A 19,948-nucleotide genomic window follows, 5' to 3' on the forward strand; every position below is an offset into this window, starting at 1 on the left:
CGCACCTCCCTCCTGCACATCTCCATGGATCTGACGAAACCTCAGTGAAGCCTGCCGCGGCGAGCGGCCGCCGTCGTCAGGGCGACCACCGAATCGGGTGTCGGGGTACCCGCCGGGGTCAGCACCGAGGGCTCCGGCGCGCCCCAGGCACGGGCGAGCGGCACGACGCCCGCCCAGACGGCGTGGTCCTCGCCGTCGTCGACCGCCTCCGACGCGCCGGCGGCCCTCGTCTTCATGACGACGTCGTCGAGGCGGAGTCGCAGCACCCGGGTCGCGGCGATCTCCTTGCGGGTCATCGCCCGCACCTCGTCGGCGCGGCCCGGCATGAGCCGCGCCGCGAGCGCGAGGAGCGCAGCATCCGCCGCCTCGCCCTCGACGGGCTCGAGCACGCCGTACGCGACCGCGCTGCGGTAGTTCATCGAGCTGTCGAAGAGGGAGCGGGCGAAGACGAGTCCGTCGAGCGCGGTCACCGCGAACGCGACGGTCTGGCCTTCGGATGCCGCGCGCAACGCGAATCCGCCGCCGGTCGAGCCGTGCACGAACACGTACTCGCCGTCGCGGGCGTAGCCCATCGGCACGACGATCGGCATGCCCTCGACCGCGACGGCGAGGTGGCCGACCAGCTCGGTGTCGAGCAGCTCGAAGAGCGCGTCGCGGTCGGTCGTCTGGCGTTCGGACATGCGGCGGATGCGGCGAGGTGCCGAGGTCTGGGATGCGGTGTCGATCGTGGTCACCCTTCGAGTGTCGGCGCTACACTGGTCGCGTTCGCAGTCCAGTTCTCGCAATTGAGACCAGTCCAGTGGGGAGCGCCGTGGACGGGCCGATCGTCGACATCGACCGCAGCTCCGCCACGCCGATCGGCGCGCAGCTCGTCGACAGGCTGCGGCAGGGGGTGCTCGTCGGCAGCCTCCGCCCGGGCGATCCGGTGCCGTCGACCAGGGCGCTCGCGAGCGCGCTCGGCATCTCCCGGAGCGTGGTCGTCGCGGCGTACGACCAGCTCGTCGGCGAGGGCTACCTGGAGACGAGGCAGGGAGCTGCGACCCGCGTCGCCGAGCTCGGCCCCCGGCCCGATCGATCCGCGGATGCCGCGGCGTCCACGCCGTCGGCAGCGTCGACGTCGGCCGCCGCGGCCGCGACGACCGCGGCGGCGCTCCACGCGCACGCCACGATCGCGCCTCCTGCGGAACCCCGCATCAACCTGCTCCCCGGCCGGCCCTCGACCTCACGCCTCGACACCCGGGCCTGGCGCGCAGCCTGGCGACGGGCCGCGGCCGCCGAGATCCCGGCGGACTCGCCACCGCCGTTCGGCGTGCCGCGACTGCGCGCCGAGATCGCCGACCACCTGCGCCACGCGCGCGGGCTCGCCTGCTCACCCGACGACGTCGTCGTCACCGCGGGCACGAGCGAGGCGCTCGGGCTCGTGGCATCCGTTCTGGCGGACCTCGCCGGGCGACCTCCCGTGATCGCGATCGAGCACCCCGGCTACCCGTCGGCGCGCCGCCTGTTCGCGCGGCGGGGCGCCCGCACCGCGCCCGTCGCCCTCGACCGCGACGGCTTCGACGTCGGCGCCCTGCGGCGCCTGCCGAGCCCGCTCGACGCCGTCCTCGTGACCCCGAGCCACCAGTACCCGCTCGGCGGACGCCTGCCCGTCTCGACCCGCCTCGACCTCATCGGCTGGGCGCGCGCGACGGGCGGCATCGTGATCGAGGACGACTACGACAGCGAGTTCCGCCACCTCGGGCCGCCGCTGCCGGCGCTCGCCTCGCTCGACGACGGCGGCCGAGTCGTGCTCATCGGCAGCTTCTCGAAGGTGCTGACGCCGTGGATCCGGCTCGGCTATCTCGTGCTGCCGCCGGCGAATCGTGAGCTGCGCGAGGCGATCGCCGCATCCCGCGACGACGAGGCCTGCCCCGTTCCCGGCGTCGCCCAGCACGCGATCGCCGAGCTGCTCGCGAGCGGCGCCGTGCGCCGGCACATCGCGGTCGTGCGGCGCGAGTACGCCCACCGGCGCGGGCTCGTGCTCACCGCGCTCGACCGGCTTCCCGGTGCCACCCTCTCGGCGCTCGACGGCGGGCTGCACGCGGTCGTCGAGCTGCCGGATGCCGCGGCATCCGCTGCCCTCGTGACCCGGCTCGCGAGCGAGGGCGTGGCCGTCGCGCCGCTCTCGGACTACTCCGCGGTGCCGGGCGAGGGCCGGCCGGGCATCGTCTTCGGCTACGCGGCGCCGAGCGACACCCGGCTCGTCGAGGGACTCGGGCGCATCCGCGGCGCCATCCTCGACGCCATCGTGCCCGCGCCCTGAGCACCCCGCTCCCTACCGCCGACGGCGAGGGCATGGATAGGGTGAACCGACCGGCGCGCCGAGGGCGGCGCGTCACCCTACGGTTGGAGGGCCCGTGCGGCGAGCAGTCGGTGGAGGCGCGGCGCACTGCATCGCGGGAGTGTTGACGATCTCGGGTGCGCTGCTGCTGAGCGGATGCGTCGCGGCCCCGGCCCCGCCGCCCGTCACGATCGTCGCGACCGTCACGGCGACGCCCACGCCGACGCCCACGCCGACCCCGACGCCGACCCCGGCTCCCGTCGAACCCGCGCCGACGCCCGAACCCGTGCCGAACGCGCCCGCGCCGGTCTACGAACCCGGCCCGGCGGTCGACCTCGGCGTGCGCGACGGCGCCGACGGCACCCCGAAGCTCGATGGGTCCGGCATGCCGATCAGCTACGTCGTGGTCTCGGGCGACAGCTTCTTCGACATCGCGCAGCGCTTCGACCTGCCGCAGCAGCAACTGCTGCGCATGAACCCGCAGGTGCACGACTTCGGGGAGAACGTCTACATCGGCGACGTCATCAACCTCGACTGGACGAAGACCGGATGATCCTGCCCGCCGAGGCCGACGTCATCATCACGATCGCCCCGTGGAACCCCTGGCCGGTCGCGATCCCGCTCGTCGCGCTCCTCGCGGGCGTCGTGGTCTCGTTCATCGGCACCCGGCGCCGCTCGAAGCCGCTGCGCGAGCTCGGGTACGTGATCTTCCTCGTCTCAGCGCTCACCGCCGGCGCCATGGCCTGGGTGCTCTCGGGCATCTGGGACACGCAGGCCCGCGAGCAGGCGCTCGAGGAGCTCGGCTACATCTCCCCGACGTTCAGCGGCGGGATGGCCCTCTCGGAGCACGGCCTGCCGCCGATCGACTTCACCGCGGAGCGCGATGATGGCACGCGGGTGAGCGGAAGACTCATCGACCAGGGCGGCGGGCGCTGGCTCGTGAAGGTCGGCGACTGACGCCGACGTGACTCGCGCCGGCTCGACTCACGCCGGCTCGTCAGGCGAAGAGCGCCTGCCCCACGAACTCCCCTTCGGCGACCCCGCCGGGCACGGCGAAGATCGCCGACCCCACGTGCTTCAGGTACTCGTTCAGTCCGTCACTCGCGAGACTCGTCTGCACGTCGATGAACTGCTGCGGCGAGCGCTGGAACGAGAGGAAGAAGAGCCCCGCGTCGAGCCGGCCGAGCGAGTCGTTGCCGTCGACGAAGTTGTATCCCCTGCGGAGCATACGAGCGCCGCCGTTCGTCGTCGGGTGCGCGAGGCGCACGTGCGCGTTCGTGTCGATGAGCGGCGCATCGGTCGCGCCGGTCTTCTCGAAGTCGGGTTCGGTGAACTCGGTGCCGCCCGAGAGCGGGGCGCCCTCGCCCTTGGATCGCCCGACGAGCATCTCCTGCTCACCGAGCTGGACGCGGTCCCAGTTCTCGATGATCATGCGGATGCGACGCGCGACGAGATACGAGCCCCCAGCGAGCCAGGCCGGTTCGTCGGATGCCTGCACCCAGACCTGGTCGTCGACGGTCACCGTCTCCTCGGCCTTGACGTTCGCGGTGCCGTCCTTGAATCCGAAGAGGTTGCGGGGCGTCGCCTGGGTCGTCGACGTCGACGAGGTGCGGCCGAATCCGAGCTGCGACCAGCGCAGGCTCGCCCGCCCGAACGCGATGCGGCTGAGGTTGCGGATCGCGTGCACGGCGACCTGCGGATCGTCGGCGCACGCCTGGATGCAGAGGTCGCCGCCCGAGATCTCGGGCACGAGCGCGTCGCCCTGGAAGCGCGGGAGCGGCGCGAGCATCGCCGGGCGCCGGGCGGCGAGGCCGAAGCGATCGGCCCCCGACGCGTCGGCGAAGAGCCCCGGGCCGAACCCGAAGGTGATCGTGAGGCCGCTCGCGGGCAGTCCGAGCGCCTCACCGGTGTCGACCGGCGGCGCGTAGTCGGAGCCGCCGACGGCCCCGCCCTCGGCGACCTCGAGGCCCTGGCTCAGGCGAGCCGCGGCATCCGTCCACTCCGTGAGCAGGGCGATCAGCCCGTCGCGGTCGAGGGTGTCGTCGACGTCGAATGCGGCGAAGTGCAGGCGGTCCTGCGCGGGGGTGACGATGCCGGCCTGGTGCGCGCCGAAGAACGGGTAGACGGATGCCGCCGGGCTCGCCGCTCCCGCCCCGCCGGTGGTTGCCGCGACCGCGACGCCGGCACCTGCCGCAGCGCCGACGACGGCGCCGGCCGCGCCCGCGCCGAGGAAGCCGAACAGCTGGCGCCGGCTGACGGCGGACGCGGCAGCCGCGTCGGCGCCGGCCGCGGGCGTCGCGGTGTCGGGGTGCACCTCGGTCGGTGCCGCGCCCTGCGCGTCACCGGCCGTGGAACGGGAGACGTTCATCAGACCCCGAGCACCGTGGCGGTCAGCTGCGAGAGCGGCTCTGCGAGGGCGTTGACCTGGTCGCTGAGCGCCTTCTTGTCGGCGTCGGTCAGGGTCGCGTAGTCGACGAAGCCCGACTCGAGGGAGCCGTACTCGGCGAGCGCCGCCTCGAGGGCGGTGAACTGCTCGTCGATCTCGGTCGCGAGTGCCGTGCCCTCGTCGCCCTTCGACTCGGCGAGCGCCCGCACCGCGCCGAAGGCGACGCCGGCACCCTGCACGTTGGCGGCGAAGTCCGAGAGGTCGGTGCCCGACCACCAGTCCTCTTCACCCGTGATCTTGCCGGCCGCGACCTCGTCGAGCAGCGCGATCGCGCCGTTCGAGATGGCGTCGAGCGAGACGGTGAAGTCGTCGGCGGTGACGAGGTCGTGCAGTTCGGTGACATCCGCGACGAGGCCGTCGGCGTAGGCCTGGCGCTCGGCGGGGGTCGACGGCGCCCAGTCCTTCAGTGCGTCCTGGCCGTCGGAGTTGAGGTCTCCCGCGGCCGGCGGCCAGAGGTCCTTCTCGATGCGGTGGAAGCCGGTCCACTCGAGGCCGTCGGCGACGGCGTCGACCTCGCGGAAGTCGATCTTCGGGTCGAGGTCGCCGAACGCCTCGGCGGTGGGCTCGATGCGCTCGTACGGCACGCGGGTCGCGGCGAAGAGCGAGCGGGCGGTCTCGTCGTCGCCGGCCGCGTAGGCTGCGGCGAACGCCTCGACGAGCGGCAGCAGCTCGGCCGCCTGCGAGCGCACGTATGCGAGGTACTCGGTGACGGCCTGGTCGGAGAGCGCCTGCTCGTCGGCGGAGACGGCCGAGGCCTCGCCCGTGACCGTGAACTCGGCGAGGCCGATCGGTGCGCCGACCTGCTGGAACTTGCACGCCGTGTAGTAGGTGCCCGGCTCGAGCTGCGCGGTGAAGTCGATCTCCTGCCCTGGGGTGACGTTCTCCTTCTCGCCCACGATGCGCAGCTGGTCGTCGGCGAGGATCTCGAACTCGTTCACGTCGGTGCCGTTGTTTGCGAGCGCGAACGTCACGGCGCCGGCGGGTGCGGTGGCAGCGGCCACGGAGCATCCGTCATCGGTGATGTCGACGGCGATCGCCGAGGCGAGGTCGGCTTTCGCGACGCAGCCGGTGAGGGCGAGCGCGAGTGCGGTCACGGCAGCGGATGCCGCGAGGGCGCGTCGGGTCATGAATGCTCCTGGATTCGAGGTGAGGGGTGAGACGTGTGGGTGAGACGTGGTGATCGGTGGTCAGTTCGCCGCGGCGGGCGCGGTCGTCGGTGCAGCGGTGGCGGCGGGCGCGGGTGCGGGCGCCGGGCGGCGACGCCGGTGCAGCATGCCGAGGTAGAGCGTCGTCGTGACGGCGACGTAGAGGACCCACCCGATGACCTGCGCCCAGGTCGGCTCGGGCGTGAAGTTGAAGATGCCGGCGAGGAGCGTGCCGTACCAGCTGCCCGGCGGCACGAGCTCGACGAGGCTGAACGCATGCGTGCCCCAGCCCGGGATGACCGAGGCCTCCTGAAGGTCGCCGATGCCGTACACGAGCACGCCGGCGGCGACGAGGATGAGGAAGAGCCCGGTCCAGGTGAAGAACTTCGAGAGGTTGATGCGCACGAGCCCGCGCGAGATGCCCCACGAGATGACGATCGCGGTGACGATGCCCAGCAGGGCGCCGACGGTGCCGAGCACCGGGTCGTTGCCGCCCGACACGTTGGCCCAGACGAAGAGGGCCGTCTCGATGCCCTCGCGGCCGACGGCGAGCGCGCCGAGCAGCACGATGGCGAACCACGACCGGTCGACGGCGGCGTCGACCTGGCCGCGCAGCTCCTTCGAGAGGCCCGCGCCGTGCGTGCCCATCCAGAAGATCATCCACGTCACGAGCGCGACGGCGACGAGGGAGAGCACGCCGCCGAGCACCTCCTGCGCTTGGAAGGTCATCGCGTACGGACCCCAGGTGAGCAGCGCACCGACGCCGAGCGACACCGCGACCGCGATGCCGATGCCGAACCAGAGCCGGCCGAAGAGGTCGCGGCGGCCGATCTTGCCGAGGTACGCGACGAGGATGCCGACGATGAGCCCTGCCTCGAGGCCTTCGCGGAGGCCGATCAGGTAGTTGGCGAGCACGCGCGTCTCCCGGATAGAACGGAGTGGATTGAGCCAAGGCTAACCTAACTTCAGCAGACTCGCGAACCCGGACCGTCACACCCGATTCCCATGCTGAACACGGTTTTCGCAGGCGAACGACACCCGCCGGCCGCGGAGGCGTAGCGTGGGAACGTGCTGACTCCGCCGAAGACCGACAAGCGACCCATCGAACGCGTGCACCACGGCGACGTCGTCGTCGACGACTACGAGTGGCTGCGCGACAAGGACGACCCCGAGGTGCTCGCGCACCTGCACGAGGAGAACGCCTACACGAAGGCGAGGACCGAGCACCTCGCGATCCTGCAGGAGCAGATCTTCGAGGAGATCACGACCCGCACCAAGGAGACCGACCTCAGCGTGCCCACCCGCGAGGGCGACTGGTGGTACTACACCCGCACCGTCGAGGGCAGCGAGTACGGCATCCACTGCCGGGTGCCGGCCACCGGCCCCGATGACTGGGAACCCCCGGCGACGGATGACTCGGGCTCCCCGTTGCCCGGCGAGCAGGTGCTGCTCGACGACAACGTCGAGGCCGCGGGCCACGACTTCTACTCGCTCGGCAGCTTCGACGTCACCGCCGACGGCGCGACCCTGCTGTACGCGATCGACCTCGAGGGCGACGAGCGGTACACGATCCGGCTGCGCTCGCTCGACGACTCGGGCCGCGAGTACGACGACGTCATCGAGGGCACCTCGAGCGGCGCGACCTTCGACCCGAGCGGCCGCTACGTGTTCTACGCGACGGTCGACGAGTCATGGCGACCCGACACCATCTGGCGGCACGAGATCGGCACCGCGGCATCCGACGACGTCTCGGTCTTCACCGAACCCGACGAGCGCTTCTGGCTCGGCGTCGGCGTGACCCGCAGCCGCAGGTTCCTCGTGATCGAGGCCGGCTCCAACGTCACGAGCGAGACCTGGCTGCTCGATGCCGCCGAGCCGACCGGCGGGTTCTCCGTCGTCTGGCCCCGCAAGGACGGCGTGGAGTACGACGTCGAGCACGTCGTCGCCGGGGGCAAGGACCGCCTGCTCATCGTGCACAACGACGATGCCTTGAACTTCGAGCTCGTGAGCGTCGCGGCATCCGACCCGCAGGGCGACCGTCGCGTGCTGCTGCCGCACGACCCGGCCGTGCGCCTCGAGGGCGTCGACGCGTTCCGCGACTTCGTCGCCGTCGAGTACCGCCGCGAGGGTCTGCCGCGGGTCGCCGTCGCGAAGGTGCCGGCTGCGGGCCTGCCCGCCGACGCGACGCCCGACGACACCCTGCACGAGCTCGCCTTCGACGAGGCGCTGTTCGCGGTGGGCCTGTCGGGCAACCCCGACTGGGCGCAGCCGACGCTGCGCATCGGCTACACGAGCTTCGTGACCCCGTCGACCGTGTACGACGTCGTCGTGGCGACGGGTGAGAGGCGGCTGCGCAAGCGTCAGGCCGTGCTCGGCGATTACGAAGCGACCCGCTACTCGCAGCGGCGCGAGTGGGCGACGGCCGACGACGGCACGCGCATCCCGGTGTCGCTCGTCTACCGGCACGACCTCGTCGACCTCGGCACGCCCGCCCCGACCCTGCTCTACGGCTACGGCTCGTACGAGCACTCGATCGACCCCGGCTTCGGCATCCCCCGCCTGTCGCTGCTCGACCGCGGCATGATCTTCGCCGTGGCGCACGTGCGCGGCGGCGGCGAGATGGGGCGACTCTGGTACGAGCACGGCAAGAAGCTCGAGAAGCGCAACACCTTCACCGACTTCGCGGCGGTCGCCAGGCACCTCATCGACGAGGACATCACGGCCCCCGACCGGCTCGTCGCCCAGGGCGGCAGCGCCGGCGGACTCCTGATCGGCGCCGTCGCGAACCTCGCACCGAAGTACTTCTCGGGCTTCCTCGCCGAGGTGCCGTTCGTCGACCCGCTGACCTCGATCCTCGACCCGTCGCTGCCGCTCACGGTCATCGAATGGGACGAGTGGGGCAACCCGCTCGACGACGACGAGGTCTACTCGTACATGAAGTCGTACTCCCCGATCGAGAACGTGCACGTCAACCACTACCCGCCGATCCTCGCGGTGACGTCGCTGAACGACACCCGCGTGCTCTACGTCGAGCCGGCGAAGTGGGTCGCGAAGCTGCGCGACGTCGGCGCCGACCCGCTGCTGAAGATCGAGATGGCGGCCGGGCACGGCGGCGTCTCGGGCCGGTACTCGGCATGGCGTGAGCGGGCGTTCGCCTACGCGTGGGTCGTCGACGCGGCCGGGGCGCACCCGAGCGGCGAGTGACCGGCGGTGAGCGGATGCCGCGGCATCCGCTCACCTGATCGTCGGCGGCGGCTCGTCGTCAGCGGCGCCGCTCGTAGGTGATGTGCGTCGCGAGCGGGGTGTGCAGCACCTCGACGGGCGTGAGCGCCGGGTCGTCGATGCCCTCGAAGAGCCGCTCGCCGCCGCCGAGCATCATCGGCGAGATCGTGACGATGATGCGGTCGATGAGGCCCGCGGCGAGGTACTGGCGCACGGTGCTCGCGCCGCCCGCGATCGAGATGCGCCCGTCGCCGACGGCGGCCCGCGCCTGCGCGAGGGCGTCATCGATGCCCGTCGTGATGAAGTGGAAGGTCGTGCCGCCCTCCATCGGGATCGGGTCGTGCGGGTGGTGCGTGAGCACGTAGACCGGCCCGTGGTACGGCGGGTTCTCGCCCCACCAGCCCTTCCACTCCTCATCGGTCCACTCGCCGCGGATCGGCCCGAACATGTTGCGGCCCATGATGTAGGCATCCGGCGCGAGGATCTGCTCGACGATCCCGGCGTTCTCGTCGGGCTGCTCGAACATCCACCGGTGCAGGTCTTCACCGCCCTCGCCGAGTGGTTCGTCGCGCGTCTGGTTCGGCCCGGCGACGTAGCCGTCGAGCGAGATCGAGAGGTTGGCCGTGACGAGGCCGTCGTTGAACGTCATGCGCGACACCGTACGCCGCCCTGCCGACACCCGCATCGGTGCATGCGAACGCACCGATTCAGCGCTCAGCGAGCACCGTTCCGGATGTCTCAGGCCGCTGCAAGACTGCAGAAATGTCTCTTCTCTCCGAACTGAGTGAGCGAATCCCAGGCCGGGCCCATGGTCCCGGCGCATCCGAGTACGACGCCGGCCGCACGGTCTTCGCCGGCGTCGGCGAACCCGACGCGGTCGTGCGACCGCACACTGTCGACGAGGTCGCGGCCGCCGTCGGCCTCGCCGCGGCGGCGGGCCTGCCGATCGCCGTGCGCAGCGGCGGCCACGGCCTCCTCCCCGTCGAGGGCGGGCTCGTCGTCGACCTCGCCGAGTTCACCGCGATCGAGGTCGACGCCAACGGCCTCGTCTCCGTCGGCGGCGGCGCCCGCTGGGGCGACGTCGCGGCGGTACTGGCTCCCCACGGCCTGGGCATCAGCTCGGGCGACACCCGCGACGTCGGAGTGGGCGGCCTCGCCCTCGGCGGCGGCATCGGCTGGCTCGTGCGCATGCAGGGCCTCGCCGTCGACGCGCTGCGCGAGGTCGAACTCGTGACCGCGGCGGGCGAGGTGCTGACCGTGAACGAGTCGTCGCACCCCGAGCTCTTCTGGGCGCTGCGCGGGGGCGGCGGCAACTTCGGCGTGGTCACCCGCTTCGCCTTCCAGGCGGTGCCGGCCGACGGTCTCGTCGCCGCGCACGTGACCTTCGACCGATCCGACGTGCCGGCCATCCTGCGAGCCTGGCGCGACGTGATGCGCGCCGGCCCCGACGAGCTGAACTCGTCGCTCATGCTCGTGCCGCCGTTCGGGCCCGAGATGCCCGGCGGCCCGCAGCTCGGCGTCGCCCTGCAGGGCAGCGAGGCGCAGCTCCGCGAGCTGCTCGCGCCGCTGCTCGAGCTGCCGTCGGTCACCGAGGCGAAGATCGGGCCGAGCACCTACGGCGAGCTGCTCGAAGACGCGCCGCCCGGGCGGCCCCCGTTCCGGTTCGTCGGCGGCAACGGCTTCGTGCCCGAGCTCTCCGATGCGGCGCTCGATGCCGTCGCCGCCGCGTACGACCGCGACGTGCCGACGATGGTGCTCCTCCGCGCCCTCGGCGGGGCGTTCTCGCGCGTCGCGCCCGACGCGACGGCGATCGCCTTCCGTGATGCCGAGGCGCTGCTGATCGTCAACGGCGTGGTGGCGCCCGACGCCGCGCCCGAGCTGGTCGCGTCGGTCGAGGCCGTCAACGACGCGGCCCTGGCCTGCACGAGCGGGGTCTACGGCAACTTCTCGGCCGAGTACGGCGACGAGATCACGGCCGCGATGTACCCGCCTGCGACGCTCGAACGCCTGCGCCGCATCAAGGCGCAGGTCGACCCCGGCAACGTGTTCCGCCGCAACCACAACATCGCGCCGGTGGGCTGAACCCCAGTGGGCTGAGCACCGGCGAGCCTGATCAGACGAGCGGATGCCGCGTGGCGCGCGCCACGCGGCATCCGCTCGTTCACGTGTGGCACTACTTTGTCAGGACATTCTGTGTAAACTGAGGGCAATCGCCCGCGGCACCGGCAGAAAGTTGTACGACGCAGTATGACCATCACGACAGCATCGCCATTCGACGTCATCACCATCGGACGCGTGGGCATCGACCTCTACCCGACGCTCGACGGCGTGCACCTCGAAGACGTCGAGACGTTCACCAAGTCCGTCGGTGGCAGCGCCGCCAACGTCGCGATCGCCGCCGCCCGCCACGGCCGCCGCAGCGCGATCATCACCCGCACGGGCGACGACGCCTTCGGCCGGTACATCCGGCGGGAGCTCGACGGATTCGGCGTCGATCCGCGGTTCGTGGGCACCGAGCCCGCGCTCCTGACGCCGCTGACCTTCTGCGAGATCTTCCCGCCCGACGACTTCCCGCTCACGTTCTACCGCAAGCCGAAGGCGCCCGACCTCGAGATCACCGCCGAGAGCCTGCCGCTCGACGACATCCGCTCCGCCGCGATCTACTGGTCGACGGCCACCGGCCTGAGCGAGGAGCCGAGCCGCAGTGCGCACCGCGCCGCCTGGGCAGCGCGCGGCCGCCGCCCCGGCACGATCCTCGACCTCGACTACCGGCCCATGTTCTGGGGCTCCGTCGACGAGGCGCGGCGTGAGGTCTCCGCCGCCCTCGACTCGGTCGCCGTCGCCATCGGCAACCTCGAGGAGTGCGAGGTCGCCGTCGGCGAACGCGATCCGTACCGTGCCGCCGACGCCCTGCTCGACCGCGGCGTCGAGCTCGCCGTCGTCAAGCGCGGCCCGATCGGCGTGCTCGCGAAGACCCGCGACGAGACCGTCGAGCTGCCCGCCCTGCCCGTGCAGGTCGTCAACGGACTCGGCGCGGGCGACGGGTTCGGCGGCGCGTTCTGCCACGGGCTCCTCTCCGGCTGGCCGCTCGAGCGCATCATCGCCTTCGCGAACGTCGCGGGCGCGATCGTGGCGACGCGCCGGGAGTGCTCGACCGCCATGCCGACGAGCGTCGAGGTGGCGCGACTGGCCGGCGAACGCGGTCTCGGCGAGTTCGACGGGATCGACCCGGCCGACCTCGACGCCGTGACCGCCGGCGCTGCAGGATCCTCCGGGTCACGCCCGGCGCACGATGAAGGAGACGCCGATGCATCCTGAGGCAACTCGGCGATTCCTCGACGACGAGCGATTCGCACGGCTTCGCGACCGACGTGCCGTCGACCCGGCGGCCATCGCCGAACTGCACTCCGCGCGAACGCGCCGCCCCGTGCTCGGCGACAACGGCCGGCTCTTCATCGTCGCCGCCGACCATCCGGCCCGTGGCGCGCTCGGCGTCGGCGACGAGCCGATGGCGATGGCCGACCGGTACGAGCTGCTCGACCGCCTCGCCCTCGCGCTCAGCCGCCCCGGCGTCGACGGCGTGCTCGCGACCCCCGACATCATCGACGACCTCGCCCTGCTCGGCGCGCTCGACGGCAAGGTCGTGGTCGGCTCGATGAACCGCGGGGGGCTCCGCGGCTCGAGCTTCGAGATGGACGACCGGTTCACCGGCTACGACATCGACGGCATCGTGCGCGACCGACTCGACTTCGCCAAGGCCCTGCTGCGCATCAACCTGCAGGATGCCGGGTCGCTCGCGACGATCGAGGCATGCGCCGCTGCGGTCACCGCCGCCGCCGCGGCCGGTGTGCCGATCATGCTCGAGCCGTTCATGAGCACCCACGGCCCTGCCGGCGTCGTCAACGACCTCACCGCCGATGCCGTGATCACCTCGGTCGCCATCGCGTCGGGGCTCGGCACGAGCTCGGCCTACACGTGGCTGAAGCTGCCCGTCGTCGACGAGATGGAACGGGTGATGGCGGCGACGACCCTGCCGACGCTCCTCCTCGGCGGCGAGCGCGGCGGCGATCCCGAGGCCACCTACGCGAGCTGGCAGCGGGCACTCGCCCTGCCGGGCGTGCGCGGGCTCGTGGTCGGGCGCACGCTCGTCTATCCTCCCGACGGCGACGTTGCACGGGCCGTCGACACCGCAGCGGCCCTCGTGCACGCGGGCTGAACGACGAGACCGAAGGAGCATCCGTGACGGAGCGGACGACGGCGACCACGCACGAGACGTGGTTCCACCCTCGGGCGAGCCTCGCCCGAGACGGCTGGGACGTCGTGGTCGACGCATCCCTCGACGGCTGGCAGCACACCGGGCTCCGGGTCGCTGCGCTCGACGCGGTCGACGGCACGGGGCTCGAGCTCCCGGCCGGTGAGGTCGAGCGACTCGTCGTTCCCCTCGAGGGCGGATGCCTCGTGCGCACGCTCACCGAAGACGGCACGGTGCACGAGGTCGAGCTCGAGGGACGCGTCTCGGTGTTCGACGGCCCGACCGACTGCCTCTACCTGCCCGTGGGCGCGAGCGCGACCCTCACCGGCACCGGCTCGGGCACCGGATCGGGCCGGGTCGCAGTCGCCGAGGCTCCGGCGACCACGCGGCATCCGCTTCGGCGCATCGGGCGCGACGAGGTGCCCGTCGAACTCCGCGGCCGCGGTCGCGCGAGCCGGCAGGTGCACGACCTCGGCACGCCCGCGGTGCTCGACGCCGAGCGACTCATCGTGTGCGAGGTCGTCACGCCCGCGGGCAACTGGTCGAGCTACCCGCCGCACAAGCACGACGAGGAACTGCCCGGCCACGAGTCGCAGCTCGAGGAGATCTACTACTTCGAGCTCGCACCCGCACCGGGCGCGCCCGAGGCCGCCGGCGAGGCAGCTGCGCCGTACGGCCTCTTCAGCGCCGCGTCGTCGGCCGTGACCGAGATCGAGCTCGACGAGCGCGTGCGCGACGGCGACGTCGCCCTCGTGCCCGGCGGGTTCCACGGTCCGGCAGTCGCGCCGCCGACCCACGACCTCTACTACCTCAACGTCATGGCGGGGCCCGGCGATCGGGTCTGGCGCATCACCGATGAGCCCGCGCACCGGTGGGTGCGCGAGTCCTGGCAGCATGAGGCGGCCGACGACCGCCTGCCGTACATCCGCACCACGAAGGGAGCTCGCCCGTGAGCCAGAACACCCCGATGACGAGGCGCATGACCGTCGGACAGGCGCTGGTCGAGTTCCTCGCCCACCAGTGGACCGTCGACGGCGACGTCCGCGAGCGCACGATTCCCGGCATGTTCGGCATCTTCGGCCATGGCAACGTCGCCGGCCTCGGGCAGGCACTCATGGAGTCGAACGCCGACGACCCCGGCCTCATGCCCTACTACCAGGCGCGCAACGAGCAGGCGATGGTGCACCAGTCGGTGGGCTTCGCCCGCATGCGCCGCCGCCGCGCGACCTTCGCGAGCACGGCGTCGGTCGGCCCCGGCGCTGCGAACATGCTGACGGGCGCCGCACTCGCGACGAGCAACCGACTGCCCGCACTGCTGCTGCCGAGCGACACGTTCGCGACGAGGGTCGCCGACCCCGTGCTGCAGCAGCTCGAGTTGCCGCATGATCCGAGCCTGCAGGTCACCGACGCGTTCCGCCCGCTGTCGCGCTTCTTCGACCGCGTCGAACGGCCCGAGCAGCTCTTCTCCATCGCCCTCGGCGCCATGCGCGTGCTGACCGACCCCGTCGAGACGGGCGCGGTCACGATCGCCCTGCCCGAGGACGTGCAGGCCGAGGCGCTCGACGTACCGCTCTCCTTCCTCGCCGACCGGGAGTGGCACGTGCGGCGACCGCTGCCCGAGCCCGGCCCGCTCGCCCGAGCAGTCGCCGCCATCCGCGGCGCGCGCTCGCCCATGATCGTCGCGGGCGGCGGGGTGATCTACTCGGGCGCCGAGGAGGTGCTGCGCCGACTCGTCGAGGCGACCGGCATCCCCGTCGGCACGACGCAGGCCGGCGGCGGGTCCATCACGTGGGACCATCCCGCCTCGCTCGGCGCCGTGGGCGCCACCGGCACGACCGCGGCCAACCGGTTCGCCGCCGAGGCCGACGTCGTCATCGGCATCGGCACCAGGTACAGCGACTTCACGACGGCCAGCCGCAGCGCCTTCCAGCACCCGGATGTCACGTTCGTGAACCTCAACGTCGCGCCGTTCGACGCCTACAAGCACGGCACGCAGCTGCCCCTGATCGCCGACGCCCGCACGGCGCTCGAGGCGCTCGAGGTCGAGCTCGCGGGCTACCGGGTGCCGGCGTCGATGTCCGAGCTCATCGCCGCTGAGCAGCAGTCGTGGAACGCCGTCGTCGACGCGTCGTTCGTGCCGTCGGGTCGCGACCGGCCCGCGCAGGCGGAGATCATCGGCGCCGTGCAGGCGGCGAGCGAGCCGCGCGACGTCATCGTGCAGGCTGCGGGGTCGCTGCCGGGCGACCTGCACCGGCTCTGGCGGGTGCGCGACCCCCTCGGCTACCACGTCGAGTACGCGTTCTCGTGCATGGGCTACGAGATCGCGGGCGGTCTCGGCGTGCGCCGTGCCGCGCCCGATCGCGACGTCATCGTCATGGTCGGCGACGGCTCCTACCTGATGCTGCACACCGAACTCGTGACCGCGGTCGCCGAGGGCCACAAGCTCATCGTCGTGCTCGTGCAGAACCAGGGCTACGCCTCGATCGGCAACCTCTCCGAGTCGGTCGGCAGTCAGCGCTTCGGCACGAGGTACCGCCGATACGACCCGGCGAACCGCAACTTCCAGGGCACCGACCCGCTCCCTGTCGACCTCGCCGCCAACGCGCGCAGCTACGGGCTCGACGTGATCGAGATCGCCCAGGGGCCAGACGCCATCGCCGACCTCGGCCGTGCCGTGGCGACCGCGAAGGCGTCGCCCACTTCGACCCTCATCCACATCGAGAGCGACCCGCTGCTGGCCGGCCCCGACGGCGGCGGATGGTGGGACGTGCCCGTGGCCGAGACCTCGGCGACGCCGAGCGTGCAGCAGGCGCGTGCGGAGTACGACGAGGCCCGGCTGGCCCAGCGACCGCTGCTCGGGTGAGGCGCGGGCGCGCCTCCCGGGCGGCCCGCTGCCCGGCTCAGCGATCGACGAGCGTGACCTCGAAGGAGTAGCGGTCGGGCCGGTAGCAGTGCTGCCCGAACTCGACGGCCACCCCCGAGTTGTCGAACGCGGTGCGCGCCATCGTGAGCACGGGGGCCCCGCGCGACAGGTCGAGCAGTTCCGCCTCGCGAGCGGTCGCCGCCCGCGCCCCGATGCGCTGCTTCGCGACCCGCATGGTCACACCCCGCGCCCGGAGCAGTTGGTAGAGCCCGTGCTTCTCGAGTGCTTCGCGGTCGAGATCGGTGAACTGCTCGGGCAGCACGTTGTCGAGGATGGCGAGCGGCACGCCGTCTGCGCTGCGCAGCCGCTGCACGTGCAGCACCGGGCTGCCGGGGTCGACCCCGAGCGCCTCGACCGCCGCTTCGTCGGCGGGCACGACCTCGACCGAGAGCACCTGAGTCTCGGGCTTCTGGCCCGATCGCTCGAGGTCTTCGTAGAGGCTCGTGAGCTCGACGTTGCGCGTCACCTTGCCGTGCACGACCTGCGTGCCGATGCCGCGGCGCCGCACGAGCAGCCCCTTGTCGACGAGGTCCTGGATGGCGCGTCGGATCGTCGGCCGCGAGAGGCCGAGCCGGGCCGCGAGGGCGACCTCGTTCTCGAGGCGCGCGCCGGCGGGCAGCGTCTGGTCGAGGATCGCCTGTTCGAGTCGACTCGCGATCTGGTAGTACAGGGGCACGGGGCCCGATCGATCGAGGTCGAGGAACAGCTCGACGGGGAGGCGATGCTCCGACTGCGCCATGGAATCTCCAGTTGTCCGGTTGTTCTGACAGTAGAGGGTCGAACGCCCCTCGGCGTCACCCGTGATCGGGGGGCGTGTCGGCGACGCGCTGCCGGAAGGTCTCGATGCGGCTCGCTCCGATGACGGTCGTGGCGAGATCGACGTCGCGCTCGACGACGTCGCCGGCCAGGTCGGTGCGATCCCAGAGGCCGGATGCCGCGGCACGAAGCACCTGCGCCTCGGCCCGGTAGTTCACGAACCGGGCTTCGACGACCGCGCGGCCTGCGGCATCCGTCGTCGTGCGCAGCGACTCGAGCACGACGTCGCCCGCGACCTCGACGACCGGCGCGGTGGGCAGCTCGGCCGCCTCGGCCGCTCCGCCCGCCCCGGCGACGCCGCCGACGACCGCCGGACCGCCGCGCGTGCCGCGCGCCACCTCGGGCTCGACCCGCACGAGTTCGGCCCAGCGGGCCGCACCCGACTCGGCCCAACCCGACGCCGACGGGAGGATCGCGAACTCGGTCGCGACCGCGGTGCCGAGGTACTGCGCGCCGGGCACGGCGAACTCGGCGCCGGCCGGTTCGTCGCGCAGCGGGTGCACGTTGACGCTCATCATGCCGACGGCGCGCACGAGCGTGAGCGCGATCGCGTCGACGCCCGACTGCGGGTCGTCGACGATCTCGTACTCGGAGTGCTTCGTGACGATGAGGCTCGCCCGCCCGGCGTGCACGAACCGTGCGACGGGGTAGGTGGGCAGCGGGAACTCGCCGACCGAACCGCCCTCGCCGACCCGGCCGCGCTCGGTGACGGCGTACTGGCCGGCGGCCGACGAGCCCGGCAATGCGCCGACGCCCGTGGGCACGAGCACCCGCAGCCGGTGGTCGGCGGCGGGGTTCACGAAGTCCATGCGCACCCGCAGCATCGGTTCGCCCTCACGCAGCTCCAGCACGGTGTCGACGGTGAGGTCGACGGATGCCGCTGCGCGCCGGTCGCGATCGACCGGGTCGAGTGCGACCGGCACGGCGTAGCGGCGGCGCACGAGGATGCGGCCGCGGATCGGGCCGGACTCGAGCACGGTCACCTCGACCGAGGTCGGGTCGGTCACCGCCGTCGCCGGGTCGACCGGCCCGTAGTTGTAGGAGTCGCCCCGGTCGCCCTCGTCGACGAGTCGCAGAGCATCGGCGAGCACCGTTCCGTCGGCGGCCTCGATGCGCACGGCGCCGCGCTCGTCGATCGTCGCGGTCAGCCCGCGGTTCGAGAGCGAGCGGGCCGACACCGTCACCGGGTCATCCGTCGCCCGTGCCGTCGCGGGGTCGAGGCTCGCGACGCCGATGCCGCCGACATCGACGCCGACGACGGCCGTGCGACGCGGGTCGGCGATGATTTCCACACGCCAGAGGCGCTCGCCAGAGGCATCCGAGGCGATGCGGTGCTCGAGCTCCTCGGTGAACGCGGCCAGGTCGAAGTCGCCGACCGGCGCCTCGGCGACCTCGAACCGCAGCCCGTCGTCGGTGAAGCGCCACGCGTTGATGAGCTGGCCGAAGAGCTCGCGCCCGTGGATGCGGTTCAGCAGCTTCGGCAGTTCGGCCGTGGCGAGCTGCTCGTCGCCGAGCACCTCGGGCAGTGCCTCGAGCAGCTGCACTCCGTCGCCGAGTTCGAGCCGCTCGGGGTCGTGCAGGCGGATCTCGACGTGCGCCCGCCGCGCGAAGCCCGTCGGGTTGGCGACGACATGACGGTCGGGGGCGACGGATGCCGCGAGCCGCTCCATCGTGCGCAGGATCACGCCGCGCGCGACATGGCCGGCCGTCGCCAGACGCCCCTCGACCTCGACGGCGGTCGCGTCGACGCCGCACCCGGTGACCGAGTCGTGCGCCGTGCTCTCGACGAGCCGGTACCAGGCGGTGTCGAAGAACGCCCGGTGGTCGTCGGCGCCGAACGCGGCGTCGAGCCGCTCGGCGGTGGAGAGCCGGCGCTCGGCGTCGGTCATCGCCTGCTTGAGGTTCGTGCGGATCGAGAACACGCCCGGGAGGAGGTTGCCGCGCGTGTGCGAACGGAGTTCGCCGGCGACGACGGGCAGGTCGGCGAGTGCCTCGTCGTCGCCCGCCGCCCACTCGGGTGCGACCGTTCGCACGTACCCCTCGATGGTGTCGACGGTCAGCCCGATGCCGCCGTCTGCGGCGTTCGCCGCCTCCACGAGCGGCATGAGGTCGGCGGGGGGCGCACTGTGGTCGGTGCCGAGCATGCCGAGGATCGGGTCGGATCCGTACCAGCTCGCGACCGATCGGCCGTAGTCGGCCACGAGTGCGCCCAGCTGCCCCGGCAGGGCGAAGAGGTCGAGGGCGTTGCCGTACCCGTCGAGCAGGTACTCGGTGCGCACTGTCGACCCGTCGGGCGCGGTCCAAGCGAAGGCGTGCCGGTCGATGCGCCCGGGAACACCGCGCCAGAGCGCGGCGTCGCGCAGCCCGAACCCGCGCAGCAGCTGCGGCATCTGCGCAGCGTGGCCGAACATGTCGGGGAGGTAGCCGACCCGCATCTCGGGTCCGAGCCGCCGACTCGACCGCAGGCCGAGCTCGAGGTTGCGCACGATCGTCTCGCCGTCGCAGAGGAACTCGTCGAGCAGGATGAGGAACGGCCCGACCGCGAGCTGCCCGCGTTCGATGGCCGCGACCACCCGACCGCGCTGCTCGGGCCGGATCTCGAGGTAGTCGTCGATCGCCGCGGCCTGCCCGTCGAGGGTGAACCGGTACCCGGGATTCTGCTCGAGCGTGCCGATCAGCCGGTCGACCATGTGCACGAGGCGCAGCCGGAACACGTCGTGCGGCTCGTACCACTCGCGATCCCAGTGCGTGTGCGGCACGATCACGAGTTCGTCGGGGGCATCCATGGTCACTCCAAGCGGGTGTTCGGTCGTGCGGTGGTTCG

General features: G+C 72.3%; 16 protein-coding genes. 9 read left to right on the top strand and 7 right to left on the bottom strand.

Features of this window, described 5'->3' with window-relative positions; genetic code table 11:
* Positions 1-41: 41 nt before the first annotated feature.
* A complete protein-coding gene (locus JOE59_RS15355; RefSeq protein WP_204461930.1) occupies positions 42-734 on the bottom strand; it encodes a pyridoxamine 5'-phosphate oxidase family protein in 693 nt (230 codons plus the stop codon).
* 77 nt (positions 735-811) lie between these two features.
* Here JOE59_RS15355 and pdxR point away from each other — a divergent pair, with 77 nt between their 5' ends.
* The 3 genes from pdxR (at position 812) to JOE59_RS15370 (ending at position 3,277) form a co-directional block, all read left to right on the top strand.
* On the top strand, positions 812-2,302 hold the full coding sequence (gene pdxR, locus JOE59_RS15360) for a MocR-like pyridoxine biosynthesis transcription factor PdxR (protein ID WP_204461932.1): 1,491 nt from the start codon (positions 812-814) through the stop codon (positions 2,300-2,302).
* A 94-nt stretch (positions 2,303-2,396) separates the two neighbouring features.
* Entirely contained in the window at positions 2,397-2,873 is a 477-nt protein-coding gene (locus JOE59_RS19155; RefSeq protein ID WP_204461934.1) for a LysM peptidoglycan-binding domain-containing protein, read from the top strand.
* Entirely contained in the window at positions 2,870-3,277 is a 408-nt protein-coding gene (locus JOE59_RS15370; protein ID WP_204461936.1) for a hypothetical protein, read from the top strand. The genes JOE59_RS19155 and JOE59_RS15370 overlap by 4 nt, the downstream gene beginning before the upstream one ends.
* 40 nt (positions 3,278-3,317) lie before the next feature.
* Here JOE59_RS15370 and efeB read toward each other — a convergent pair whose 3' ends face one another.
* Genes efeB through efeU form a run of 3 tightly spaced genes read right to left on the bottom strand, consistent with a single transcriptional unit; the run spans position 3,318 to position 6,826 of the window.
* Positions 3,318-4,688 (bottom strand): iron uptake transporter deferrochelatase/peroxidase subunit, encoded by a 1,371-nt coding sequence (efeB, locus tag JOE59_RS15375; RefSeq protein WP_204461939.1) that lies wholly within the window; start codon positions 4,686-4,688, stop codon positions 3,318-3,320.
* Positions 4,688-5,893 (bottom strand): iron uptake system protein EfeO, encoded by a 1,206-nt coding sequence (efeO, locus tag JOE59_RS15380; RefSeq protein WP_204461941.1) that lies wholly within the window; start codon positions 5,891-5,893, stop codon positions 4,688-4,690. The genes efeB and efeO overlap by 1 nt, the downstream gene beginning before the upstream one ends.
* Positions 5,894-5,953: 60 nt before the next feature.
* Positions 5,954-6,826 (bottom strand): iron uptake transporter permease EfeU, encoded by an 873-nt coding sequence (gene efeU, locus JOE59_RS15385; protein ID WP_204461943.1) that lies wholly within the window; start codon positions 6,824-6,826, stop codon positions 5,954-5,956.
* A 153-nt stretch (positions 6,827-6,979) separates the two neighbouring features.
* On the opposite strand from efeU, the gene JOE59_RS15390 reads away from it, so the two are divergent.
* Positions 6,980-9,115, top strand: coding sequence for a S9 family peptidase (locus tag JOE59_RS15390; protein WP_204461945.1), 2,136 nt, complete (start codon positions 6,980-6,982; stop codon positions 9,113-9,115).
* Positions 9,116-9,173: 58 nt separating this feature from the next.
* On the opposite strand, the gene JOE59_RS15395 is transcribed toward JOE59_RS15390, so the two are convergent.
* The gene (locus JOE59_RS15395; RefSeq protein ID WP_204461948.1) at positions 9,174-9,782 is read right to left on the bottom strand and encodes a dihydrofolate reductase family protein; all 609 of its coding nucleotides are present in this window, start codon (positions 9,780-9,782) and stop codon (positions 9,174-9,176) included.
* A gap of 113 nt (positions 9,783-9,895) precedes the next feature.
* Here JOE59_RS15395 and JOE59_RS15400 point away from each other — a divergent pair, with 113 nt between their 5' ends.
* From JOE59_RS15400 to iolD, 5 genes are all read left to right on the top strand, one after another.
* Positions 9,896-11,215 carry an FAD-binding oxidoreductase gene (locus tag JOE59_RS15400; RefSeq protein ID WP_204463434.1) on the top strand — a complete coding sequence of 440 codons (1,320 nt, stop codon included), beginning with the start codon at positions 9,896-9,898 and terminating at the stop codon, positions 11,213-11,215.
* Positions 11,216-11,380: 165 nt separating this feature from the next.
* Positions 11,381-12,451 (top strand): 5-dehydro-2-deoxygluconokinase, encoded by a 1,071-nt coding sequence (gene iolC / locus JOE59_RS15405; RefSeq protein WP_204461950.1) that lies wholly within the window; start codon positions 11,381-11,383, stop codon positions 12,449-12,451.
* Positions 12,441-13,349 carry a class I fructose-bisphosphate aldolase gene (locus tag JOE59_RS15410; RefSeq protein ID WP_204461953.1) on the top strand — a complete coding sequence of 303 codons (909 nt, stop codon included), beginning with the start codon at positions 12,441-12,443 and terminating at the stop codon, positions 13,347-13,349. The genes iolC and JOE59_RS15410 overlap by 11 nt, the downstream gene beginning before the upstream one ends.
* Before the next feature lie 23 nt (positions 13,350-13,372).
* Positions 13,373-14,338, top strand: coding sequence for a 5-deoxy-glucuronate isomerase (gene iolB / locus JOE59_RS15415; RefSeq protein ID WP_204461955.1), 966 nt, complete (start codon positions 13,373-13,375; stop codon positions 14,336-14,338).
* A gap of 26 nt (positions 14,339-14,364) precedes the next feature.
* A complete protein-coding gene (gene iolD / locus JOE59_RS15420; RefSeq protein WP_204463435.1) occupies positions 14,365-16,248 on the top strand; it encodes a 3D-(3,5/4)-trihydroxycyclohexane-1,2-dione acylhydrolase (decyclizing) in 1,884 nt (627 codons plus the stop codon).
* A 37-nt stretch (positions 16,249-16,285) separates the two neighbouring features.
* Here the strand turns inward: iolD and JOE59_RS15425 are convergent, their stop codons facing one another.
* Both JOE59_RS15425 and JOE59_RS15430 read right to left on the bottom strand, forming a co-directional pair.
* Complete coding sequence (locus JOE59_RS15425; protein ID WP_204461957.1) at positions 16,286-17,047, bottom strand: GntR family transcriptional regulator; 762 nt, start codon at positions 17,045-17,047, stop codon at positions 16,286-16,288.
* A 55-nt stretch (positions 17,048-17,102) separates the two neighbouring features.
* Positions 17,103-19,910: a glycoside hydrolase family 38 N-terminal domain-containing protein gene (locus JOE59_RS15430; RefSeq protein WP_204461959.1), complete on the bottom strand. Its 2,808-nt coding sequence runs from the start codon at positions 19,908-19,910 to the stop codon at positions 17,103-17,105.
* Positions 19,911-19,948: the final 38 nt, after the last annotated feature.

Origin of the sequence: Agromyces cerinus, from assembly GCF_016907835.1 — a bacterium.
GTDB classification, from domain to species: domain Bacteria; phylum Actinomycetota; class Actinomycetes; order Actinomycetales; family Microbacteriaceae; genus Agromyces; species Agromyces nitratus.

Excerpts from the sequence above, each read along its gene's own strand:
- JOE59_RS15370 (WP_204461936.1), top strand. The coding sequence starts at position 2,870 with ATGATCCTGCCCGCCGAGGCCGACGTCATCATCACGATCGCCCCGTGG.
- efeB (WP_204461939.1), bottom strand. The coding sequence starts at position 4,688 with ATGAACGTCTCCCGTTCCACGGCCGGTGACGCGCAGGGCGCGGCACCG.
- efeO (WP_204461941.1), bottom strand. The coding sequence starts at position 5,893 with ATGACCCGACGCGCCCTCGCGGCATCCGCTGCCGTGACCGCACTCGCG.
- JOE59_RS15395 (WP_204461948.1), bottom strand. The coding sequence starts at position 9,782 with ATGACGTTCAACGACGGCCTCGTCACGGCCAACCTCTCGATCTCGCTC.
- JOE59_RS15400 (WP_204463434.1), top strand. The coding sequence starts at position 9,896 with ATGTCTCTTCTCTCCGAACTGAGTGAGCGAATCCCAGGCCGGGCCCAT.
- iolC (WP_204461950.1), top strand. The coding sequence starts at position 11,381 with ATGACCATCACGACAGCATCGCCATTCGACGTCATCACCATCGGACGC.
- JOE59_RS15410 (WP_204461953.1), top strand. The coding sequence starts at position 12,441 with ATGCATCCTGAGGCAACTCGGCGATTCCTCGACGACGAGCGATTCGCA.
- iolD (WP_204463435.1), top strand. The coding sequence starts at position 14,365 with ATGACCGTCGGACAGGCGCTGGTCGAGTTCCTCGCCCACCAGTGGACC.
- JOE59_RS15425 (WP_204461957.1), bottom strand. The coding sequence starts at position 17,047 with ATGGCGCAGTCGGAGCATCGCCTCCCCGTCGAGCTGTTCCTCGACCTC.
- JOE59_RS15430 (WP_204461959.1), bottom strand. The coding sequence starts at position 19,910 with ATGGATGCCCCCGACGAACTCGTGATCGTGCCGCACACGCACTGGGAT.